The organism is Bradyrhizobium icense (genome assembly GCF_001693385.1).
GTDB classification, from domain to species: Bacteria; Pseudomonadota; Alphaproteobacteria; order Rhizobiales; family Xanthobacteraceae; genus Bradyrhizobium; species Bradyrhizobium icense.
Genome location: NZ_CP016428.1, coordinates 4050532 through 4071152 on the forward strand (window position 1 = coordinate 4050532; position 20621 = coordinate 4071152).

The 20621-nt window shown below is 64.1% G+C and carries 20 protein-coding genes; 7 read left to right on the forward strand and 13 right to left on the reverse strand.

Translation table 11 applies throughout. The features are described from left to right. Positions 1-12: 12 nt before the first annotated feature. Both LMTR13_RS19120 and LMTR13_RS19125 read right to left on the reverse strand, forming a co-directional pair. Positions 13-1224 carry a molybdopterin molybdotransferase MoeA gene (locus LMTR13_RS19120; RefSeq protein ID WP_065729180.1) on the reverse strand — a complete coding sequence of 404 codons (1212 nt, stop codon included), beginning with the start codon at positions 1222-1224 and terminating at the stop codon, positions 13-15. Between the two features lie 12 nt (positions 1225-1236). Then, positions 1237-1863, reverse strand: coding sequence for an HAD family hydrolase (locus tag LMTR13_RS19125; RefSeq protein WP_065729181.1), 627 nt, complete (start codon positions 1861-1863; stop codon positions 1237-1239). Between the two features lie 139 nt (positions 1864-2002). Between LMTR13_RS19125 and LMTR13_RS19130 the strand changes: the two genes are divergently transcribed. From LMTR13_RS19130 to LMTR13_RS19145, 4 genes are all read left to right on the forward strand, one after another. Further along, entirely contained in the window at positions 2003-2305 is a 303-nt protein-coding gene (locus LMTR13_RS19130; RefSeq protein ID WP_065729182.1) for a hypothetical protein, read from the forward strand. Positions 2306-2555: 250 nt separating this feature from the next. Further along, entirely contained in the window at positions 2556-3890 is a 1335-nt protein-coding gene (locus tag LMTR13_RS19135; RefSeq protein ID WP_065729183.1) for a S41 family peptidase, read from the forward strand. Positions 3891-4228: 338 nt separating this feature from the next. Then, positions 4229-5365: a hypothetical protein gene (locus LMTR13_RS42600; RefSeq protein WP_065729184.1), complete on the forward strand. Its 1137-nt coding sequence runs from the start codon at positions 4229-4231 to the stop codon at positions 5363-5365. A 210-nt stretch (positions 5366-5575) separates the two neighbouring features. Then, on the forward strand, positions 5576-5875 hold the full coding sequence (locus LMTR13_RS19145) for a hypothetical protein (RefSeq protein WP_156795675.1): 300 nt from the start codon (positions 5576-5578) through the stop codon (positions 5873-5875). Between the two features lie 421 nt (positions 5876-6296). Here the strand turns inward: LMTR13_RS19145 and LMTR13_RS19155 are convergent, their stop codons facing one another. From LMTR13_RS19155 to LMTR13_RS19165, 3 genes are all read right to left on the reverse strand, one after another. Beyond that, positions 6297-9026, reverse strand: a complete 2730-nt coding sequence (locus LMTR13_RS19155) for a bifunctional diguanylate cyclase/phosphodiesterase (RefSeq protein WP_065729187.1) — start codon at positions 9024-9026, stop codon at positions 6297-6299. A 118-nt stretch (positions 9027-9144) separates the two neighbouring features. After that, on the reverse strand, positions 9145-10428 hold the full coding sequence (locus LMTR13_RS19160; protein WP_236843432.1) for an MFS transporter: 1284 nt from the start codon (positions 10426-10428) through the stop codon (positions 9145-9147). Next, positions 10425-11849: an amidase gene (locus tag LMTR13_RS19165; protein ID WP_065729188.1), complete on the reverse strand. Its 1425-nt coding sequence runs from the start codon at positions 11847-11849 to the stop codon at positions 10425-10427. The genes LMTR13_RS19160 and LMTR13_RS19165 overlap by 4 nt, the downstream gene beginning before the upstream one ends. Before the next feature lie 213 nt (positions 11850-12062). On the opposite strand from LMTR13_RS19165, the gene LMTR13_RS19170 reads away from it, so the two are divergent. After that, the gene (locus tag LMTR13_RS19170) at positions 12063-12557 is read left to right on the forward strand and encodes a CGNR zinc finger domain-containing protein (RefSeq protein WP_236843433.1); all 495 of its coding nucleotides are present in this window, start codon (positions 12063-12065) and stop codon (positions 12555-12557) included. A gap of 69 nt (positions 12558-12626) precedes the next feature. Here the strand turns inward: LMTR13_RS19170 and LMTR13_RS19175 are convergent, their stop codons facing one another. The 5 genes from LMTR13_RS19175 to LMTR13_RS19195 form a co-directional block, all read right to left on the reverse strand. Further along, positions 12627-12884: a hypothetical protein gene (locus LMTR13_RS19175; protein WP_156795676.1), complete on the reverse strand. Its 258-nt coding sequence runs from the start codon at positions 12882-12884 to the stop codon at positions 12627-12629. A 107-nt stretch (positions 12885-12991) separates the two neighbouring features. Then, positions 12992-13495, reverse strand: coding sequence for a cyclic pyranopterin monophosphate synthase MoaC (gene moaC, locus LMTR13_RS19180; protein ID WP_065729191.1), 504 nt, complete (start codon positions 13493-13495; stop codon positions 12992-12994). A gap of 3 nt (positions 13496-13498) precedes the next feature. Further along, positions 13499-14320: an indole-3-glycerol phosphate synthase TrpC gene (gene trpC / locus LMTR13_RS19185; RefSeq protein ID WP_065729192.1), complete on the reverse strand. Its 822-nt coding sequence runs from the start codon at positions 14318-14320 to the stop codon at positions 13499-13501. 19 nt (positions 14321-14339) lie between these two features. Beyond that, positions 14340-15353: an anthranilate phosphoribosyltransferase gene (trpD, locus tag LMTR13_RS19190; protein ID WP_065729193.1), complete on the reverse strand. Its 1014-nt coding sequence runs from the start codon at positions 15351-15353 to the stop codon at positions 14340-14342. A 158-nt stretch (positions 15354-15511) separates the two neighbouring features. Next, positions 15512-17413 carry a peptidylprolyl isomerase gene (locus LMTR13_RS19195; RefSeq protein ID WP_065729194.1) on the reverse strand — a complete coding sequence of 634 codons (1902 nt, stop codon included), beginning with the start codon at positions 17411-17413 and terminating at the stop codon, positions 15512-15514. 251 nt (positions 17414-17664) lie between these two features. Here LMTR13_RS19195 and tpiA point away from each other — a divergent pair, with 251 nt between their 5' ends. Beyond that, positions 17665-18414 (forward strand): triose-phosphate isomerase, encoded by a 750-nt coding sequence (tpiA, locus tag LMTR13_RS19200; protein WP_065729195.1) that lies wholly within the window; start codon positions 17665-17667, stop codon positions 18412-18414. 1 nt (position 18415) lies between these two features. On the opposite strand, the gene LMTR13_RS19205 is transcribed toward tpiA, so the two are convergent. From LMTR13_RS19205 to LMTR13_RS19215, 3 genes are read right to left on the reverse strand one after another with little or no spacing between them, the layout of a single operon-like run. Next, the gene (locus LMTR13_RS19205; RefSeq protein WP_065732808.1) at positions 18416-18949 is read right to left on the reverse strand and encodes a GNAT family N-acetyltransferase; all 534 of its coding nucleotides are present in this window, start codon (positions 18947-18949) and stop codon (positions 18416-18418) included. Between the two features lie 20 nt (positions 18950-18969). Next, complete coding sequence (locus LMTR13_RS19210; RefSeq protein WP_236843434.1) at positions 18970-19323, reverse strand: hypothetical protein; 354 nt, start codon at positions 19321-19323, stop codon at positions 18970-18972. A 5-nt stretch (positions 19324-19328) separates the two neighbouring features. Continuing rightward, positions 19329-19895: a helix-turn-helix domain-containing protein gene (locus tag LMTR13_RS19215; RefSeq protein WP_065729196.1), complete on the reverse strand. Its 567-nt coding sequence runs from the start codon at positions 19893-19895 to the stop codon at positions 19329-19331. Positions 19896-20122: 227 nt separating this feature from the next. On the opposite strand from LMTR13_RS19215, the gene secG reads away from it, so the two are divergent. Continuing rightward, on the forward strand, positions 20123-20500 hold the full coding sequence (secG, locus tag LMTR13_RS19220; RefSeq protein WP_065729197.1) for a preprotein translocase subunit SecG: 378 nt from the start codon (positions 20123-20125) through the stop codon (positions 20498-20500). Positions 20501-20621: the final 121 nt, after the last annotated feature.

Consider the following 20621-nt stretch of genomic DNA (forward strand, 5'->3'; position numbering starts at 1 on the left):
GCCGTTCAGGCGTCATTCCGGCAGCCGGAGCAGCTCGCAACGCGATCCCTTTTTGGCCGCCGGCGCGAACGGCGGACGTATCACAAGCGCCCGTGCCGCAGCGAGATTTCCGAGCAGCGACGAGTCCTGATGGTTTACCGGAACGGCGACAAGCGTGCCGTCTTCGCGCGTTTCGAGGCGGGCGCGCAGGTAGTCCTCGCGCTGGTCGTTGGCGGCGAGATCACGGCCGAGCAGGGCGCTCTCGCGCGGGTGGTGGATGGTGTCGCGGCCCGATAATGCGCGAATCAGCGGCACCAGAAACAGGAAGCTGCAGACATAGGAGGAGACGGGATTGCCGGGCAGGCCGATCACCCGCATCGCGCCCAGCCTGCCATGCATCATCGGCTTGCCCGGCCGCATCGCGATCCGCCAGAATGCCATGGCGACGCCCTCGGCCTCCAGCGACCGCTTGACGAAGTCGTGGTCGCCGACCGAGGCGCCGCCCATGGTGATTAGAATGTCCGCGTCGGCCTTGCGGGCACGGCGAATGCCTTCCGTGGTAGCTGCGACGGTATCGGCGGCGATCCCGAGGTCGATGATTTCTGCGCCCTCGGCCCGGGCCAGCGCCCGCAAGCCGTAGCCGTTGGAATAGACGATCTGGCCGGGACCGGGGGTTGCGCCAGGCATCACCAGTTCGTCGCCGGTCGCCAGCATCGCGACTTTCGGGCGGCGGTGCACCGCAAGCTCCGGGTAGTTCATGCCGGCGGCGAGCGACAGGTCGCGGTCGGAAAGGCGGCGCCCGCGCTTGAGCAGGACGTCGCCCTCGCGGAAATCGACGCCGGCGGCGCGGATGTGCCGCCCCGGAACGGCGGCTTCCGTGATGGTGATGTGATCGCCGTCGACGCCAGTGTCTTCCTGGATGATGACGGCGTCGGCGCCGTCGGGGATCACGCCGCCGGTAAAAATCCGCACCGCATCGCCTTTGCCAACCTTCCGCTCGAACGGGCGGCCGGCGGCGACCTCGCCGATCACCTTCAGCCGTACGCTGACATCGGCGGCGTCCGCCGCGCGCACCGCATAGCCGTCCATCGCCGACATCGCCTGCGGCGGCTGCGTCCGCCGCGCGGCGACGTCGCGCGCGAGGATGCGGTGATGCGCGGCATCGAGCGCCAGCATTTCTTCGGGCAGCGCTTCTGCGCCGGCAAGGATCGCGGCAAGCGCATCGGCAACCGGCATCAAGGCCACGCGCAGACCTCCTTAAATCCCAAGTGCGGTCAGTGCCCTTGCCACGTCATCTGTCGATGTCACGTGGATGGCAGAAAGGCCGCGCGCCCGCGCGCCTTCGATATTGGCGGCTGAATCGTCGAAGAACAGGATCCGCGACGCCGGGACGCCGATCGCCTTTATCACATGATCATAGGCTTCGGCGTCGGGTTTGCGCAAACCGATGCTCGAGGACAGGAATATCTCGCGGAAATGGCTGAGTACATCGGCATAGGCCTGCGAAAAATGCGCGACATGGGCCGGATTGGTGTTGGAAAAAGCATAGAGCGGCAGGCGTTTTGCAGCACCCGCCAGGAGCGGTGCAATTCCGGGCATCTCGCCGGTGAAGATCGCGTTCCAGCCTTCCAGGAACTGCGCGTCGGTGATGCCGATGCCGAGCGACTGGCGCAGGCCCGCAAAGAACGCGGCATCGTCGATCCGGCCGGTCTCGTGGTGCTTGAAACTGTCGTCGGCGACAAAGCGTCCGGTGAGGTCGGCAGGCGCACAGCCCGCATGCCCGGCCCAGCAGGCCACCACCCGATCGAGGCTGATATCGAGCACGACGCGGCCGAGATCGAACAGCAAGGCGTCGACGGAGTGGGGGGCTGGCGGCGAATTCATGGCAGTCGTTTACAAAACTGGACCGGCCTCGGCAACGGCCACAGGATTCGCTTCGAAACCCAATCGGGCGCTTAAGCCCATGCGCGAGCTGTGCTAAGCGTTGGGCCAATTTCTTGGGCCAATTTCAGGGAGTAGTCGCATGCAAGCCGTTGGCAGGATCCTGGGCGCTGTCGCCGTGATCGCATTATTGGCTGGATCCGCGGCTGCCCAACAAGGTCCCGCCAAATATGGCGAGGAAGACAAGCCCAAGACACCCTCGCAAATCGCGGCCGAAAAGGAGGCCGAGCGGGCCTACCGGAGATCGCTCGGCAACATCCCCGAGCAGCAGAAGAATTCGGACCCCTGGGGAACGATGCGCGGCGACAGCGCACCGCCGAAAGCGGCGGCCAAGGCGCCGGCAGCGAAGTCAAAGGCCAAATCCGCCGAGGGCGCTGCAAAGTAAAAGACACTTCCTGGCACCGTAATTCGGCTATTGGCTGGACACCCGCGCCAAGCGCGGTTTTGGAACCATGCCCTCACCTGGCAGAACGGGCTGCAAGAGGCGGATAAAGCTTCCTGAAAATGCCGTATTGCCCCGGGTCGGTGTGCCTTGATCCGACCAAAAAGCCATTGTGAGTTGGCGGAGCCGGGATAGGGGCGCCGATTCACAGGGATGGGTGTGGGCGTCCGTAGAGATAAAGGGACGCCCCACGATGCGCAGGAATTTTGCCTTTCTTCTCGGCACGGTGACGGGCGCGTGTCTGACCGCCCTCGTGATCGGACCTCAAGGGGCGCATCTGGTGGCGGCGGCAAAGGCCGCGGCCCGTTCCGACACCTACACCCAGCTCAATCTGTTCGGCAGCGTGTTCGAGCGGATCAAGACCAGCTATGTCGAGAAGCCCGACGATTCCAAGCTGATGGAAGGCGCCATCAACGGCATGATCTCTGCGCTCGATCCTCATTCGCGTTACATGAATGAGAAGGGCTGGAGTGACATGCAGGAGACCACCCATGGCGAGTTCGGCGGGCTCGGCATCGAGGTGACGATGGAAGACGGCCTCGTCAAGGTGGTTACGCCGATCGACGATACGCCCGCGGCCAAGGCCGGCATGCTGTCGGGTGACGTGATCACCCAGATCGACGACGAGGTCATCCAGGGCATGACCCTCGAACAGGCGGTGAGCCGGATGAAGGGTCCCGCCAACAGCAAGATCCGGCTCAAGGTCGTGCGCAAGGGAGCCGCCGCGCCAATCGACGTTGCCATCGTGCGCGAGATCATCCGGGTGCGGCCGGTCCGCTTCAAGACCGACGGCGGCGATATCGGTTACATCAGGATCACCCGTTTCAACGAACAGACCACCGACGGCTTGAAGAAAGCCATCGCCAGCATTTCCAAGGAGATTCCGCCGGAAAAACTCGTGGGCTATGTCGTCGACCTCCGCAACAATCCCGGCGGGTTGCTCGACCAGGCGGTGTCGGTGTCGAGCGCCTTCATGAAGCGCGGCGAGGTGGTCTCGACGCGCGGCCGCACCTCGGAGGAAACCCAGCGCTTTAGCGCGCGCGGCGGCGACATCACCAAAGGCAAGCCGCTGGTCGTGCTGATCAACGGCGGATCGGCTTCGGCGTCCGAAATCGTGGCCGGGGCCTTGCGCGACCACAAACGCGCCACCCTGATCGGCACGCGCACCTTCGGCAAGGGCTCGGTGCAGACCATCATCCCGCTCGGCGCCGGCAACGGCGCGCTGGCGCTGACCACGGCGCGCTACTTCACGCCCTCGGGCCGCTCGATCCAGGCCCAGGGCATCGCGCCCGACGTCGAGGTGCTGCAGGACGTGCCCGATGAATTCAAGGGCCGCGCCGAGCTGAAGGGCGAAGCCTCGATGCGCGGCCACCTCGCCGCTGACGGCGCCGAGCAGACTGGCTCGCAAGCCTACGTCCCGCCGAACGAAAAGGACGACAAGGCGCTCAACGCCGCGTTCAACCTGCTGCGCGGCGGCACCACGAATGCGAACGCGGTCACGGCCGCAAAGCGGGCGGTGCCGAACTGACGGCAGCCCAACGCTGTTGACGCTGTCGGAGTTCGAACGCTCCGCGTCATTTGCGCGCGAAGCGGATTTTGTCGCCCGGCTCAGCGAAGCGGAAGCAATCCATCTCTCTGTTGATGCGAAGTGGTCGGCTTCGTCGCCTGCGGTCGCCGTAACAACGGGGTGTAGATGCCCTTCGACGGCACACCGCAAGGCCCCCGACACAAAATCTCGAAAACAACCCCATGCAAAGTAGAATGGGTGTCCTTTTTTGAAACCCCATCCCCGTCCGTCCGTAGCTCGCCCGGCGTGATCATTCACGCGTCTGGTTCCCACTCCATGCGCGTTCGAACGGAGTAGTCATGTCGCGAAATTGGACTTTGCTGACGCTGATCCTGTCCCTCGGTTCGAGCGGAGCCCTGCAGGCCAATCCGCTGGATTCACCCGGCGTTGTTTATATCGACGGACTGCCGTGCAACCGCGCGTGCCAGTCCTACATGGCCTGGTCTGATCAGGCATTGTCTGCCCGGCATCGCGGGGAACGCAAGACTGTTGTCGCGGTGCCGGCTGAGCCGGAAACAGCAGGACCAGGACACGCCAGTCCCGCTCGCGTGACGAGGCAGGCGGCTTCCCGCGCGGCGCCGCGCACTGGCATGGCGGCATCGAAGACCAAGCCGTCAAGCGCAAGAAAGGCCGCTCCCAGCCTTGCAGCAGCCGGCAAGAATCTTCCATCGGCTACGCCGCCCGTGGCCCGCGAAAAAGCCGTCGCTGGCGGCCAGTCGCCGGAGCGCAAGGTGGAAATCCCCGAGAGGCCGGCGCCCAATCAGGCAGGCGCCATCGCCGCGCTGCAGCCCGCGGCGACCGCCAAGCCTGAGGTGACGCCGGAGGCCAAGTCTGAAGTGAAGCCTGAAGTGAAGCCTGAGGTGAAGCCTGAGCTTGCCCTGCCGCCGCCAGCCACACTCGAACTCGCCGCAACTCCTGCCGCATCCGAGACGCCCGCAACACCTCCCGCGGCCGCGAGCGCGCCTGCTTCCTCGGCACGAACCATACAGCAGCAGGTGGTGGAAGCGACGGGCTTGGCCGATCTCGTCACGGCCATCGGAACGGGCCGGGAAGCGACCGGCAATTTGGACAATCCGGAAATAGAGCCGGACCCCGACACCGCGAAGACGGCATCGGCTGACGAGCCGGACAATCTGGTCGCGCTTGTCCTGGCGCGTCCGGAGATCAATTCGCTGTCCGACCTGAACAACAAGAGCATTGCGATCGAGGAGAGGCAGTCCGCTTCCAGCGGACGTGTCAGTGCTGCGTTGATGGCGGCGGGAGCCGCGGAAGTCCAATTCAGCGAAGGACAGCGAGAGGCGATCGACCGGCTGGTCAGCGGCGAAGTCCCGGCCGCGGTTCTGACGCTGGCATCGCGCGAAGCCGCCGAGTTGTTTCCCGATATCGAAGGCTTCAGGATTTTTCGGATTCCCCTCGCACAGAACGCGCGACTGTAGACGTCGCAGGGTAGCCCGAATGAGCCAACGGGTCGCGCGAATGCGCGCCCGATGACAGGCTTCGCGACATCCGGGTTTGGCTTGTTCCTGCATGTTGCTGCGCTGATACGAGCGACTGCGGTCTTCTTACGCCCTTTTCCCTTCACAATTCGACGGGGAAACGATCCCTCTCTCGCGCGTTGTGCGGAGAGAACCATAGGAGGACAGCTCATGCGAACCTCAGTTCTCGCGATGATGGTCGCTTTTGGAACCGCGCTCACCATGCCCGCACTGGCTCAGCAGTCGACGGCGCCTGGCCTGCAGGTGCAGACCGACAAACAGATGCAGGAAGAAGCGGACAAGGGAATCAAGACCCGCGACTCCGGGCAATCCGGCCTTGTCAGCGAACAGGAAAAGCCCGGTGCTTCCGCACATCCGCCCGGACAACCTCATCCGAGCAGCCAGACGACGGGTTCGGGCGCCAGCACGGCTGGCGGACAGGGGGCGGCGCCGAGTAGCAGTCCGCGCTAGCCCTGAGTTTCAGCACGGGATGTTCGGACCGACATGCGGCCTATACCGTGCGAGCCTCGTTCTTGCGCTCGCGAATCCGGCCCATGCGTCCGGCATCAGGACGTGCCGACGCTCGGATAGCATCGGCCTGATCAAGAAGCCGTCCAATGGCGGCGGCCTCTCAATCGGATTTTTACTGCTCATGCTGCGAGAATGCGAACGTGTATCCTCTTCCGTTGCGCGAATTCGAATCGAAGAACACAAATCGATGTCGTCCCGGCCTTGAGCCGGGACCCATAACCACAAATGTTTACGTGGTGCAGCGCTGGGGCCGCAGTCCCGTTCACAACCAACATCAGTGGTTATGGGTCCCTGCGTTCGCAGGGACGACGGGGAGATAGCTTCGCTCGCAATGACGACGACAAGCTGCGCCGCTCTAACACTACGCCGTCCGTGCAACCGGTTTGCGCTTGCGAGGCCGGCTCGGCGCTACCTCGGGGCCTTGCCGATCCGCCAGCAGCATCGGCCTGATCTCCGCCGCCGGCTTCGGCGCGCTGAACAGGTAGCCCTGCATTTCCGAGCAGCCGAGTTCGCGCAGCAAGTCGCGCTGCGGTTCGGTCTCGACGCCTTCCGCCGTCGTCGTCATGTGGCGTTCGGCGGCGATATTCACCACCGCTTCCACGATGCAGGACGAGCCTTCGGGCTCAGCGATATCGGTGATGAAGCAGCGGTCGATCTTGATCTTGTCGAACGGAAAACGCTGCAGATAGCTCAGCGAGGAATAGCCGGTGCCGAAATCGTCGAGCGCGATTCGGACCCCGATGGCGCGGAGGTCGTGGAGGACGGCGAGTGCCGCCTCGTCGTCTCTGATCAGCACGGCTTCGGTGATCTCGAGCTCCAGCCGGCTCGCGGCGAGGCCCGATGCCGCGAGCGCCGCCATCACCTTCAGCGCCAGCGTGCCGCTCCTGAACTGAATCGGCGAGACGTTGACCGCGAGCCTGACAGGGCCGGGCCAGGTCGCGGCCTCCTTGCAGGCCGTGGTCAGCACCCATTCGCCGAGCTGGTTGATCAGGCCGGTGTCCTCGGCGAGCGGCACGAACTCGGCGGGCGAAATCATGCCGCGCTGCGGATGGCGCCAGCGCACCAGCGCCTCGCAGCCGGTGATCGCGTTGGTCTGCAGGCTCAGACATGGCTGGTAATAGACCTCGAAGCCGCCGTCGACGAGCGCCCGGCGCAGGTCCATTTCCAGGTCGCGGCGGGCGCGAACCTCCTCTTCCATGTCCGGTTCGAAGAAGCGATAGGTGCGGCGGCCGGCGGCCTTGGCGGCGTACATCGCCAGATCGGCATTCTTCAGGATCTGATCGATGTCGGACCCGTCTTGCGGGGCCAGCGCAATGCCGATGCTGGCGTCGGTGGTCATCTGGTGGCCGAGGCATTGATAGGGCGTGCGGATCGCCTCGAAGATGCGGCTGACGAGCTTCATCACGTCGTCGATATCCTCGATCCCGGTCTGTACGATGGCGAACTCGTCGCCGCCGAGCCGGGCCACGAAATCGGATCTCCGCGCGCAGGCGGCGAGGCTGGCCGCGACCGATTTCAGGAGCTGGTCGCCGATCATGTGGCCGAGCGAATCGTTGACGCTCTTGAATTCGTCGATGTCGATATAGAGCACCGCCAGTTGCTCGCCCGGCGCCGCGTGGGACAATTCGCGCTTGAGCCGTTCGTGGAACAGGGTGCGGTTCGGCAGGTCGGTCAGCGCGTCGTAATGGGCGAGATGGGTGATGCGCTCCTCGGCGCGCCGCCGCTCGGTGATGTCTTCGTGCGTCGCCAGCCAGCCGCCATCGGCGACCGGTTCGTTGACGACCTGGATCGAGCGCCCGTCGGGGGTCGAGATCACCATGGCGTTACGGTGCGCGACGTCGCGCAGCACGACCTCGACGTAATGATCGACGTCACCGACGAACGAGCCCGTCTCCTTGCGGTGCGCGATCACCTCGCGAAAACTGCAACCCGGCTTCACGATTTCGGCCGACAGGCCGTACATTTCGAGGTACCGCCTGTTGCAGATGATGAGCTGCTGCTTTGCGTCGAACAGCAACAGGCCCTGCGTCATGTTGTTGACAGCAGTGTCGAGACGCTGCTTTTCCAGCGTCAGCCGCTGCTTCGACGCGCGGTGCTGATAAGACAGCTTGCGGACGACGAGGAACAGCAGGGAGGCGATTGCCAGCACGGAAAACCCGGTGACGGCGATCAGGATTCCGATCTGCTCGCGCCAGTCGGCCAGTGCGGCCGATGTCGTGCTCGACGCGACGATGACGATCGGAAAATTGGAGAGCGCGCGGGACGCGATCAGCCGGTCCTCGCCGTCGATCGGGCTGGTGAGGCGCGAGGTGCTGCGGGGCTGCTCGAAGACCTGCCGCTGGGCGGCCGGACCGGTCCTGAAATTCTTGCCAACCAGCTCCGCCACATGCGGGTAACGGGCCAGCAGCGTGCCGTCGCTGTGATGCATGGCAATGGAGGCGCCGGGGCCGAGCGCGACCGTTGCGAAGAATTTTTCGAAATTGGCCGGTTCGATGCCGCGGCCGATGGCGCCGAGGAATTCGCCTTTCGGCCCGGTGATCTTGCGTGCGATCACGGTGGTCCAGGCGCCGGTGATGCGGCTGTAGACCGGCTCGACCAGCATATCCGGCGATTGCGGGCCGGACTTGAAGGTTCGGAAGAAAGCGCGGTCCGCCGAGTTGACTGGCGGCGGCGGCCAGGCGGCCGACGCATTGATCAAATTGCCATCGGCGTCGAAAACGTTGATGCCGCCGACATAGGACAGCGCGTCGATCTTGGATTTCAGGATGAGATGGATGTCATGGCCGGACATCCGGCGCTTGTAGTTTTCGAGCGTGGCGATCCCGCTGGTGCGCATGAACGCAATCAGGTCCTTCTGGATGACCTGAAAATCTTCGAGCTGCTGGTCGAAATGGCGGGCTAGCAGCAGCGCGGTGTTCTCCAGCTCGCGTTCGCTATTGCGCAGCGCGCGCTCGCGGAAATTGCCGGCCATGATGGTCGCGCCGATCGCGATGGTGGCGATCAGAAGCGTGCCGCCCAGAATCAGCCAGCGGATCGGGCCGCCGCGAAAGGCGGACGCGATCCTGAATGAATTGATGCCGGTTGAAGCCATGGAACGCGATCGTTGCCGGGATATGAACTGCCGGACGCGGCGTTCTCCCAAGCCCGGCCCATGGATTCGATAGCGCGCCGAGATGGAGCTGACGTTAGGAAGTCTGGTTAATGAATGGTTAGCTCGGTGGCGACTGTGGGCTATGACAACCATAGGGGAGGGTCGGATTCCGGCCATCCCCAGGCGTCCGGGTCGTGACGACGATAATCGCTGCAACGATGTTGGCGGCAACGCCGGCCAGGATCGGCAGCGTATAGTCGTGGGTGAGATCGAACGCGAAGCCGGCCGCGCTGGGACCGATCAGGGTACCGAAGGCGACGCTCGTGTAGAGAATACCGATGATGCCGCTGACGTTGCGGCCGCCGAAATAATCCATCACTACGGCTGGAAGCACGGCGACCCAGGCGCCGTAAATCATGCCGTAGACGAACGCAAAAATCGCAAGCGGCCAGAATGTCGTTGAGATCGTCCAGATCGCCAACGCGATCGCCATGCCAACGAAGAGCAGGAGCAGGGCGGACTGGCGGCCGATCCGGTCGGCTAGACCGCCGAGGAAGAACCGGCCGGCCGTGCTGCCGATGCCGATGATGCCGAGCAGCAGGACGGCGGATGTGGACGGGACGCCGTGATCCCCGGCATAGGGAACGAGATGCACGAACGGCACGAACAGGCCGAACGAGCAGATCAGGCAGGCGGCGTATAGCGAGATGAAGCGCCGCGACCGGATCGCCTCGCGCACCGATGCACCTTCGGCCCGCGTCAACATGGCTCCCTGCTGGAGTGGATCGCCGTCGGGATTGAGGCCCCGGTCGCGCGGATCGTTCTCGAGAAGGAGCGCCATCCCTCCGCCGACAATCGCGGCGAATGCGCCGAGTGCAAGATAGGCGCCGCGCCATCCCAGCGTCTCGATCAGGAACGTTGCCTGCGCCGGCATCACCAGCGTGCCAACCCCGATGCCGCTCACGGCGAGACCAGAGGCAAAGCCCCGCCGCCGCACGAACCAGCGCTGCACCGCGCCGACCGCCGGGACATAGGCGCAGCCGACGCCGAGTCCGACGCCAAGGCCGTAGGCTGCGTACACCTCGACCAGGTTGCGCGCGGCACTTGCCGCGGCAAGCCCGAGGCCGATCAGCAGCATGCCCGCCAGCGCGAGACGGCGCGAGCCATAGCGGTCGGCGAGGGGACCGCTGATGATGCCGAGGCCGAAATAGAGAAAGCCGGCCAACGAAAATACCAGCGACACCGAACCGCGCGAGGCGCCGAATTCACGCTGCAACGAGTCGAGAAACGCGCTGAACGTATAGGCGCAGCCGAAGCCGACAAAGGTCACGGCAAAAGCGGCAGCCACCACAAACCAGCCATAGAAGATGCGGGAACTGGGCAACGCGGACTGGATACTCAATGTTGCCTCCATGAGCTCAGCGGCGGATGGCGGCGATGCCAGGATGTGACCCTCTGGAATGCTGCGCCAGCGCGGACCAGCATGGCTTCGTCCAGATCGGCGGCCACAAGCTGAAACGCGATCGGCATTCCGGTTGAGGAAAAACCGCCGGGCAGCGTGATCGTTGGATGGCCAGTCATGTTGAACGGGCAGGTGTATTCCTGCAATCTGGCGATCAGGTCCGGCTGGTCGCCGAGCGTTCGTATCATGGCGAGCGTCAACGGTGGGAATGGGTGAACCGGGATGAGCAGCAGATCGATTGTCTCGAACAGCGATGCGATCCGGCCGCGCAATTCCAGCCGACGCAGCAGGATTCTCTGGTAATCGGGAGCAAATAGCGCGCGGCCGGCCTCGATGACGGCGGCGAGGATCGGACCATATTCATCTTTGCGCGCGGGATAAGTTGCATCGTGTGCGACCGCTGCCTCCACCGCGCAATTCGGAACCCAGTCGGCGACGACCTGCTTCACGTCGGGAAACCGCACATCGACGATATCAGCGCCAAGCGTACGTAACGTCTTGATCGCCTCGCCCAGCACCTGTTGGGTCGTAACGTCGACGCCGTCGCTGCTCCACCTCGCGTCGAAGCCAATCCGCCGGCCTCTTACGTCCTGTTCCGCTGCAGCCAGATAGTGGGGCACAGGGTCGAGGACCGCTGTCGGATCGGCATGATCGCGTCCGGCGATGACGCCAAGCATTGCGCCGGCATCCTTAGCGCTCCGCGCAATAACCCCGACATGATCCAATGTCGCTGCCAGTTCGAACGCGCCATGGCGGCTAACGCGTCCCCAACTTGGCTTCAAGCCGGTAAGACCGTTGGCGGCACACGGCCAGCGGATCGAACCGCCCGTATCGGACGCGATCGAGCCATAGCAGAGCCCCGCCGCAGTTGCGACGGCCGAGCCACTGGATGAAATGCCGGGCCAATAGTCCGGATTCCATGGATTCTTCGGCGGCGTTACAGATGGATGGTGATCGGAATAGGCGCCTTCCGTTAGCTGCAGTTTCCCCAGCACGACCGCGCCGGCTCCATTTAGGCGGTCCACCACAGTTGCGTCCTCATCGGGCCGGAAATCGCCATGGACCACGGTACCGGCAGCGGTCGGAATATTTTTTGTCCAAAATAGATCCTTCACCGCAATCGGAACACCGTGGAGCGGTCCGCGATAGCGGCCTGCTGCGATTTCGGCGTGCGCTGCTTCGGCTTGCGCCATCGCAGCGTCGCCCATCACACGGACGTAGCTGCCGAGTTCGCCATCCAGAGCGGCGATGCGATCGAGTTGCGCGCGCGTTGCTTCCAGCGGAGAAATTTTGCGGGCCCTGATGCATGCCGCAAGCTCCGTGAGCTCAAGGTAGTGCAGATCGTCGCTGCCAATGTCCATTGTGTCTCCGTCAGCGATGCGGCTGGAATCTTCCGGCGAAGGATCAACACCGCTATAAACGTTATACCGGTGTCTCTTGATGTCAACCGGTAAATCTGCTTTACTGGTGTTGAAATGTCGAACTCGTCCAGGCAGTTCAAGGTTCCCGATGAGTTGGCCAATCTCTACGATTTCGCCAATTCGCTCGACGTCAGGCATTTCACGCATCATGGCGTGCAGCATCCGCAAGGTGATGAACTGGCAAGCGCGAAGGAGCTCGCAGTGTGGATGCGGCAACGCGGGCTGTTGCTCGTCGATGCGAGGGTTTCGCCGGCGATGCTCGCGACCGCGCTTGAGCTGAGGAGCTTGATCCGCGATTATCTGCAGCGTGATCCTTCTGAGCGAAGCAAGAAGAGGGACTCGGTCCGCGCACTGAATAAAGTGCTCAAACTGTTTCCGCTGCGCGCGACGGCAAGGGATGACGGCGGCATGGCGCTCAGGGCCGCGCGTGACGATGCGCTGGCGGGGCTCTCATCGGTCGTCGCGGAGCTCTACGACGGCTCCAGAAATGGAACGCTTGATCGGCTGAAAATGTGCGCTTCCGACGAATGCCGCCGCGTGTTCTTCGATCGTTCGAAGCCCGCCACCCGGCGATGGTGCATGTCGTCATTGTGTGGGAACCGCATGAAGACAAGAAAGTATCGCGAGCGCCAACGCAACGCTGAATAGGTCATCTCGCGTCGACCGATCGCGCTGGTTCTGCAAAATTGCACGGTCTCGCGAAAGGTGGCGAAGCCGTCACTGCATGGACGTCAGGGGTCGATGAACGCGCTTTTTCACGGCGAGGCCGGCGGCCGCAGGGCCGTCCGGAATCAGATAGCCCTGGTTGAACCTCCGCGGGTCGGTATAGGGATTGCCCGGACCCTTGTTCTGGCAATTGGCGTTTGGGTAGTAGAACGCGCAGTAGCCAGGTTCACCCATGACCTGCTGTGCCATGGCGGGTGCCGTCATCACAGCCAACGCGGCCGCAGCGCCCACAAGCCTGTATATCGACATCGGATTCCTCCCTGTGAAGGTCCCGATAAGAAACAACCCCGTCAGCAGGAGCGCATTCCTACCCACGCCGGTCACACGCACGTGACAATTGAGGGTCGTCGCCCGGCTCACCGCTCCGCGCGATAATGGCCGGACTTGCCGCCGATCTTCTCGACGAGATGGATGCCTTCGATGCGAATGCCGCGCTCGACCGCCTTGATCATGTCATAGATCGTCAGGCACGCGACCGACACCGCCGTCAGTGCTTCCATTTCGACGCCGGTCGGGCCGGTGACCTTGACGGTGGCGCGGACGATGCAGCCCGGAAGTTTTTTGTCAGGCGTGATGTCGAGCCTCACCTTGGACAGCGCCAGCGGGTGGCACAGCGGGATCAATTCCGATGTGCGCTTTGCTGCCATGATGCCGGCGATACGGGCCGTGCCCAGCACGTCGCCCTTCTTGGCATTGCCGGAGACGATCAGATCGAGCGTCGCCTTGCCCATGACGACACGCCCCTCGGCGATGGCGGTGCGCTCGGTCGCTGCCTTGGCCGAGATATCGACCATCCGCGCTTCGCCGGCGGCATCGATATGGGTGAGGGCAGCGCCGCCTTTGGAAGCCTTCCGCGCCATCTGCTAGCCGGTCCCGGTCGCGCGGGCCGTATCGGAACGCGCCAGCAACGCGCGGGTCGCCGCGGTGACATCGGCCTGCCGCATCAGGCTTTCGCCGACCAGGAAGGTCGACATGCCGACGCGCTCGAGCCGCGCGAGATCGGCAGGCGTAAAGATGCCGCTTTCGCCGACCATCAGGCGATCGTGCGGGATCAGCGGCGCCAGCGCCTCGCTGGTCGCCAGCGTCGTCTCGAAGGTGCGTAAGTTGCGGTTGTTGACACCGATCATCGGAGAACGAAGTTTGAGCGCGCGGTCGAGCTCGGCACGGTCGTGGATTTCGATCAGCACGTCCATGTCGAGCGCGATTGCCGCGTCCTCGATATCCCTGGCGGTGGCATCGTCGAGCGCAGCCATGATGATCAGGATGCAGTCGGCGCCATGAGCGCGGGCTTCCACCACCTGATAGGTATCGAACAGGAAATCCTTGCGCAGCACCGGCAAGTTCGTAGCCGCGCGCGCCGCCACCATGAAATCGAGATGGCCCTGGAACGAGGGCGCATCCGTCAGCACCGACAGGCACGCCGCGCCGCCGGCCTCGTAAGCCTTGGCCAGTGCCGGCGGATCGAAGTCGGCGCGGATCAGCCCCTTGGACGGCGAGGCTTTCTTCACCTCGGCAATCAGCGCGTAGTCGCCCCGAGCAAGCTTCTCCCGGATCGCGCGCACGAAGCCGCGCGGCGGCGGGGCCGCCTTGGCGCGGGCCTCGATCTCGGCAAGCGGATGCGCCCGCTTGGCGGCCGCAATCTCTTCGCGCTTGTAGGTCTCGATCTCGCTCAGGATATCCGACATCTGTGGCGTCCCTTTTGACTCAGCCGCGAGAAACCGCGACCAGGTGCTTCAGGCGCGCTGCCGCAGCGCCGCTATCGAGCGATTTGGCGCCGATCGCGACGCCTTCCTTCAGGTCTCTGGCGCGCCCGGCCACGATCAGCGCCGCCGCGGCGTTCAACAGCGCGACGTCGCGATAGGGGCTGGGTTTGCCGTTGAGTACGCCTTGCAACGCCAGCGCATTGGCGTCCGCATCGCCGCCCTTGAGTGCGTCGACGTTGCAGCAGGTGAGGCCCGCGTCCTCCGGCGTCACCTCGAACGTGGTGATCTTGCCGTTGTCGAGGCTGGCGACAAAGCTCGGGCCGGTGAGGGTGATCTCATCGAGCCCGTCGGAGCCGTGCACGACCCAGACGGATTCGGAGCCAAGATTCTTCAGGACCTGCGCCAGCGGCTGCACCCAGTGCCTGGAGAACACGCCGACCATCTGGCGCTTGACGCCGGCCGGATTGGAGAGCGGCCCGAGCAGGTTGAAGATCGTGCGGGTGGCGAGTTCGACCCGGGTCGGGCCGACATTCTTCATCGCGGGGTGATGCGCAGGCGCGAACATGAAGCCGATACCGGCCTCCTGCACACAGCGGCCGACCTGGTCGGGTGTGAGGTCGATCTTGACCCCAAGGGAGGCCAGCACGTCGGCCGCCCCCGAGCGCGACGACAGCGCACGGTTGCCGTGCTTGGCGACGGGCACGCCGGCGCCCGCGACGATGAAGGCCGCGCAGGTCGAGACGTTGACCGAACCCGAGCCGTCGCCGCCGGTGCCGACCACGTCGACGGCGTCGGCGGGCGCAGTAACCCGCAGCATCTTGCTGCGCATCGCCGACACCGCGCCGGTGATCTCGTCGACGGTTTCGCCGCGGACCCTGAGTGCCATCAACAGCCCGCCCATCTGCGAGGGCGTGGCCTCGCCGGACATCATGGCATCGAAGGCGGAGGCTGCCTCGTCACGCGACAGCGTCGCGCCGGTGGCGACTTTTCCGATGATAGATTTGAGATCGTCCATCGCTTGGCTTTCAAAATCGAGACCTCATGGTGAGGAGGCGCCCTTGCGCCGTCTCCGGACGATGCTTCGCATCGCTCGGAGAACCATGAGGCCCGGCTCTCATCCTTCGAGACGCGGCCAGGTGGTCGCCCCTCAGGATGAGGTGAGTGTCATTATGCTCAATTGTTGGCGCCCGTCACCTGCGCGAAGGCGGCCGCGTTGATGGAAGTGCCGATCTCGGATTCGATCTTGTTCACGTATTGCGCGATCTGTTCTTCGGTTAGGCCGCGCTGCAGCGTGTCCTTCAGGCTCTTCAGTTCCTCGGAAGCGGTGTCTATCGGCGGCACCGTCACGTCCGTGACGCGCAACACGATCCACTCGCTGCCACCGGCGCCCGGCGTCTGCGTAACGCCGTCCTTCGGCGTCCGGAATGCGGCCGTGACGGCTGCGGTGGGCACGCCTGAAAGCGAGGCGTCACGGCGGAAACCGGTCGCAGTCTCGACCTTCGCTCCGACTGCGGCAGCTTCGGCGGCGAGCGTGCCGCCTTGCTCGACCTTCTGCGCCATCTCGGTTGCCTTCTCGCGCAGCTTGCTCGAAATCTGGTTTTCTCGCCATTTTGCCTCGACCTGGCTGCGCACCTCGTCGAGCGGGCGCTCGCGCGAGGGCGTAATGCCGAGCACGTCGTACCAGACATAGCCGCCGGCAAACTGGATCGGTTCGTTGTCGACGCCGACGTCGCTGTTGAAGGCTTGCGAGACCACGTCGAGGCCGCGCGGAATATTCGCCACCGGCTGGCCGTCGGGCGTGCGACCCGAGCGGTCGACGGCTTCGATCGTGACGGGGGTGAGGCCGAGCTTCTGCGAAGCCTCGACCACATTGGCGCCGCCGCTGCGCTCGTCTTCCATCTTGTTCTGGATTTCGTTGACCTTGGCGCGCGCGCGTTCGGTCGCGATTTCCTTCTTCACCTGCGCTGCGACGCCTTCATAGGTCGGTGTCACGCCCGGCTCGATTTTGCCGACCTTGACCAGCGCCACGCCGAACCGGCCCTGCACCGGCTGGCTGACTTCGCCCGATGCAAGCGAGAACGCCGCATCCGCAATCGCCGGATCGATGATCGCGCTCTTTGCGATCATGCCGAGGTCGACGTCGGCCAGATTGAGGTTGCGCTCCTTGGCGACGTCGTCGAACGATGCTCCCGACGTGATGCGGCTGCGCGCGGCCTGCGCTTCGCCTTCGTTCGGAAAAAACATCTGCGACACTTCGCGCTTTTCCGGCGTCCCGAGCTGGTCGCGGCGCTGCTCGAAGGCCTTCTTCGCATCCTCATCGGAGACCTCTGTCCACTTGCCGATCTCTTCGGGGCTGATCACGACAAAGGACAGTTTGCGATATTCGGGCGCGCGGAACTGGGTTTTGTGGTCCTCGAAATACGCGGCCAGCGCCTCGGGCGACGGCGGATCGATCGTGCCGGCCTGCGCCGCGTCGAGCTTGACGTACTCCATCGAGCGCTGCTCGTTCTGGAAGCGGGCGAGCGCCTCGATCAGGACCTTCGGCGGTTCCGCCCCGGCCGAGACGGTGCCGACGATCTGGCGCCGCAGCCCGACGCGCCGCTGTTCGGCGAGATAGCGCTGCTCGGTGTATCCGAACTGGCGGATCGTGGCCTGGAATCGCTGTGGGTCGAACTTGCCGCCCAATCCCTTGAAATTCGGGTCGTCGTAGATCAGCCGCATGGTCTCTTCCTGCGACTGGGCAAGCCCCTTGCGCCGGGCTTCCTCATCCAGCGCGGCTTCGGCGATGGTCTGTTGCAGCACCTGCCGATCGAGCCCGAAGGCCCGGGCCTGTTCAGAGGTCAGCGGACGGCCGAAACTGCGGCCGAGCTGCTGCAGCTTTTCCGTGTAGATCTGGCGGAATTGATCCGTCGAAATCTCGGTGTTGCCGATCGTGGCGAGCGACGACTGGCCAAATCCCTTGAAGATGTCGGCGATGCCCCAAACTGCGAAACTGACAATCAAAACGCCCATCACGGTGGCCATGACAATCTTGCCGAGCCAGTTTGATGAGGCTTTCCGAATTCCTCGAAGCATGGGTCCAACTTGTTTTTAAAGGAGAGGGGAAGCGGGTCGTGCCCTAGGGAATTCGATCCGGGACCGAATTCCGCAACAAGGCGTCACCGAGTTGAAAACGCATCATAAAGTGGCCGCAGCCCCCCCGCAACCTCGGCCATGCGGGCGAATTGAAGCGGTTGATGGCTCGCCGATCCCCAGACCGGCATCTGGAACTGGTGGCGCGGCTCTGCTAGCGCATCTAGAACGTTGACATTTGCGGGACAATCGACATGACCGATGCCATCCGGCCACTGATCGCCGGCAACTGGAAAATGAACGGCCTGAAATCTTCCTTGGGTGAATTCGAGGCAATGATTGCGGGGGCGGGTGCGTTGGCCGGCAAGGCCGACCTGCTTGTCTGCCCTCCGGTCACCCTGATCGCCGGTTTCGCCGACAGGGCGCTCGGTTCAAAACTTGCCGTCGGGGCCCAGGATTGTCATGCCAAGGCCTCGGGCGCCCATACCGGCGATCTCTCGGCGGAGATGCTGGCGGACGCCGGCGCCGGCGCCATCATCGTCGGGCATTCGGAGCGGCGTGCCGACCATGGTGAGACCGACGCGGTGGTCCGGCAGAAGGCAGAAGCGGCCTGGCGGGCGGGCTTGGTGGCCATCGTCTGCATCGGCGAGACCCAGAAGCAACGCGATGCCGGCCAGACGCTGGATATCTGCGGCGGGCAACTCGCGGGTTCGCTGCCGGACGGTGCGACGGCGGCCAATCTTGTGGTGGCCTATGAGCCGGTCTGGGCGATCGGCACCGGTCTGACGCCGACACCAAAAGATGTCGAACAAGTTCATCGCTTTATCCGCGATGTTCTCACCAGCCGATTTAAGGAAGGCAGCAAGATCCGGATTCTCTATGGCGGATCGGTCAAGCCCTCGAACGCGGCCGAACTGATGGCGGTTGCCGACGTCAATGGCGCGCTGGTCGGTGGCGCCAGCCTGAAGGCGACGGATTTTCTGGCGATTGCGGAGGCATGCTAACTCAGGCAGCCACGCCTTCCTGCAACCGCTTCCAGTAGATCAGCGTGCCCGTCAGCCCGCCATGCGGCTTGAACGCGTAGTCCGGAATCACGCCGGTCAGCTTGAATCCCATCCGCTCATATAGTCCGGCGGCGCCCTCGTCCTCGGCGGTATCGAGCACGAGCAACCAGCGCCCGCGCGCGATCGCCAGCCGCTCGGCCTCGCGCAATAGCGCGGTCGCGACGCCGCGGTGGCGGTGACTGACGAGCGTCATCATCTTTGCGATCTCGGCGCGATGCGGCTGGTTCGGCGGAAGATCGAGCAACAGCGTGACCGTCCCGATCAGCCTGTCCTCTTCAAAGGCGCCAAGGATGATCCGCTCGCCGCGGCCTGCAGCGCCAAGCGAGTTGGACCAGAACGCTTCGGCCGCCTTCCGCGATAACGGATGCATGAAACTGACCGAGCCGCCGTTCGCCACGGTTTCGATCAGCAAATCACCGAGCATCGCGCAAATTTCGGGCGACCGGTTCAAGGCTTTGATCAGGATGTCAGACATCAGCGTGAATTTCCGCAAGTTCAGCTTCGAGGATTGACGGCGCGCCGCGAGCGCGCCCGCTTGATTTCTGCAATCTGCTCGACATCCTCGATCTGCAGGTGACGGCCGCGTTCGAGAATCTCCAGCGTGTATTCCTCGTAGGTGAGGCCCAGCCGCTCGGCTTTCCGGATTCGGAACGCGACAATGCCGGGCGAGGGGTTGTGCCAGGCCGCGCGATGCGCCGCCTTCCAGTAAAAGTAATTGCCGATACCATCATGACCCCATTCCGGCGTGTGCTCCTCGTCGAGCGGCGGACCGCCATTGTGGCCGGTCGGAATAGGGTCATCGGCGCTTGCAGGCTCGATCGCGGTATCGTTGCGGGCGATCTCCTGCATCGGCGTCAGCTCCGGGCAAGGGCAACGACGTAAGTGCAGGGCGCGGCACTCTCGTTGGCGAACGTCACTTCCGCCGGCGGACCGAATCCGAGGCAGTCGCCGGCCCCGAGTTCGTGTCGTTCGCCGCCATCGATCAGCACGAGTGTGCCCGACAAGACCCAGAGGACCTGGCGGATGTGGGCGTAGGATGAAGCGGGCAGCGTCACGCGCTGCTTCGCCGGCATTTCGACCTTGACGATTTCGATGGGATGATCGGGCCGGTTGAACACCTGCCGGCGCAAATAGCCGGTTTCGGGATCGCGCCACACTGGCTGCTCGGCAGCGCGCGACAGACGTCCGCCCTGGCCTTCGGCGCGCAGCATCAGGCCGGCAAGGGTGAGGTCGAACGCGCTGGCGAGCCGAACCAGCACCACTGCGGTCGGGCTGACCTCGGCGCGCTCGATCTTGCTGATGGTGGCCTTGGAAACCCCGGAGCGCTCGGCGAGATCGGCGAGCGACCAGCCGCGGCTGTCGCGCTCGAGCCGAAGGCGGTGGGCGAGGCGGGTGCTGAGATCGTCTACTATAGTATCCATTTGTCTATTATATGAGAAATCGCCGCGACATCAAGTCCCGGATGCGAACATCGAGCGGGAGGTGTAGGCAGCCTTGCCGTCGCACCTGCGGCAATTATCTCCACGGCGGCGGTTGGGGGTGACAATGCCCCGTCCAATCGTGTAACACCGCGCAACTTCAGGAAAACCCGCAAGCCCTTGGTGCAGCCGAAGCCCGGCGCTCTTCGCTTGTGACGGAAGGTTTCGAGATGCAGACCGTCATTATCGTCGTTCACCTCATGATCGTCGCCGTGCTGATCGGCGCCGTGCTGCTGCAGAAATCCGAAGGCGGCGGCCTCGGCATGGGTGGCGGCGCCGGCTTCATGTCGAGCCGCGGCACCGCCAATCTCCTGACGCGGACGACCGCCGTTCTCGCAGGGCTTTTCTTCGTGACCAGCATGACACTGGCCTGGCTCGCGGGCGTCGATCGCAAGCCTGCTTCGATCCTCGGCACGCCGGCGACGCAGTCGCAGCCGGGTGGCGCAACGCCCGTCGCTCCGCCGACCTCTGGCGGCGTGCTCGATACGCTTAAGAAGGTGGATGAACAGCAGGGTCAGTCCGGTCCGCAGGCGCCGCGCTCGCAATAAAGCAGGGTGGCTATGCAGGGCGGCCCTCTACCGTCCTGCATCAGAACTTCCCATCAATGCTCTGAAATCGCTTTAAAATTCACGTCACCCACAGCCCGGCAAAATGTTTGCCCGCGCATGC

What these genes read in the sequence shown, in the direction of transcription:
- LMTR13_RS19125 (WP_065729181.1), bottom strand. Translation starts at nt 1,863, where the DNA reads ATGAATTCGCCGCCAGCCCCCCACTCCGTCGACGCCTTGCTGTTCGAT.
- LMTR13_RS19130 (WP_065729182.1), top strand. Translation starts at nt 2,003, where the DNA reads ATGCAAGCCGTTGGCAGGATCCTGGGCGCTGTCGCCGTGATCGCATTA.
- LMTR13_RS19135 (WP_065729183.1), top strand. Translation starts at nt 2,556, where the DNA reads ATGCGCAGGAATTTTGCCTTTCTTCTCGGCACGGTGACGGGCGCGTGT.
- LMTR13_RS42600 (WP_065729184.1), top strand. Translation starts at nt 4,229, where the DNA reads ATGTCGCGAAATTGGACTTTGCTGACGCTGATCCTGTCCCTCGGTTCG.
- LMTR13_RS19145 (WP_156795675.1), top strand. Translation starts at nt 5,576, where the DNA reads ATGCGAACCTCAGTTCTCGCGATGATGGTCGCTTTTGGAACCGCGCTC.
- LMTR13_RS19155 (WP_065729187.1), bottom strand. Translation starts at nt 9,026, where the DNA reads ATGGCTTCAACCGGCATCAATTCATTCAGGATCGCGTCCGCCTTTCGC.
- LMTR13_RS19165 (WP_065729188.1), bottom strand. Translation starts at nt 11,849, where the DNA reads ATGGACATTGGCAGCGACGATCTGCACTACCTTGAGCTCACGGAGCTT.
- LMTR13_RS19175 (WP_156795676.1), bottom strand. Translation starts at nt 12,884, where the DNA reads ATGTCGATATACAGGCTTGTGGGCGCTGCGGCCGCGTTGGCTGTGATG.
- moaC (WP_065729191.1), bottom strand. Translation starts at nt 13,495, where the DNA reads ATGGCGCGGAAGGCTTCCAAAGGCGGCGCTGCCCTCACCCATATCGAT.
- trpC (WP_065729192.1), bottom strand. Translation starts at nt 14,320, where the DNA reads ATGTCGGATATCCTGAGCGAGATCGAGACCTACAAGCGCGAAGAGATT.
- trpD (WP_065729193.1), bottom strand. Translation starts at nt 15,353, where the DNA reads ATGGACGATCTCAAATCTATCATCGGAAAAGTCGCCACCGGCGCGACG.
- LMTR13_RS19195 (WP_065729194.1), bottom strand. Translation starts at nt 17,413, where the DNA reads ATGCTTCGAGGAATTCGGAAAGCCTCATCAAACTGGCTCGGCAAGATT.
- tpiA (WP_065729195.1), top strand. Translation starts at nt 17,665, where the DNA reads ATGACCGATGCCATCCGGCCACTGATCGCCGGCAACTGGAAAATGAAC.
- LMTR13_RS19205 (WP_065732808.1), bottom strand. Translation starts at nt 18,949, where the DNA reads ATGTCTGACATCCTGATCAAAGCCTTGAACCGGTCGCCCGAAATTTGC.
- LMTR13_RS19210 (WP_236843434.1), bottom strand. Translation starts at nt 19,323, where the DNA reads ATGCAGGAGATCGCCCGCAACGATACCGCGATCGAGCCTGCAAGCGCC.
- LMTR13_RS19215 (WP_065729196.1), bottom strand. Translation starts at nt 19,895, where the DNA reads ATGGATACTATAGTAGACGATCTCAGCACCCGCCTCGCCCACCGCCTT.
- secG (WP_065729197.1), top strand. Translation starts at nt 20,123, where the DNA reads ATGCAGACCGTCATTATCGTCGTTCACCTCATGATCGTCGCCGTGCTG.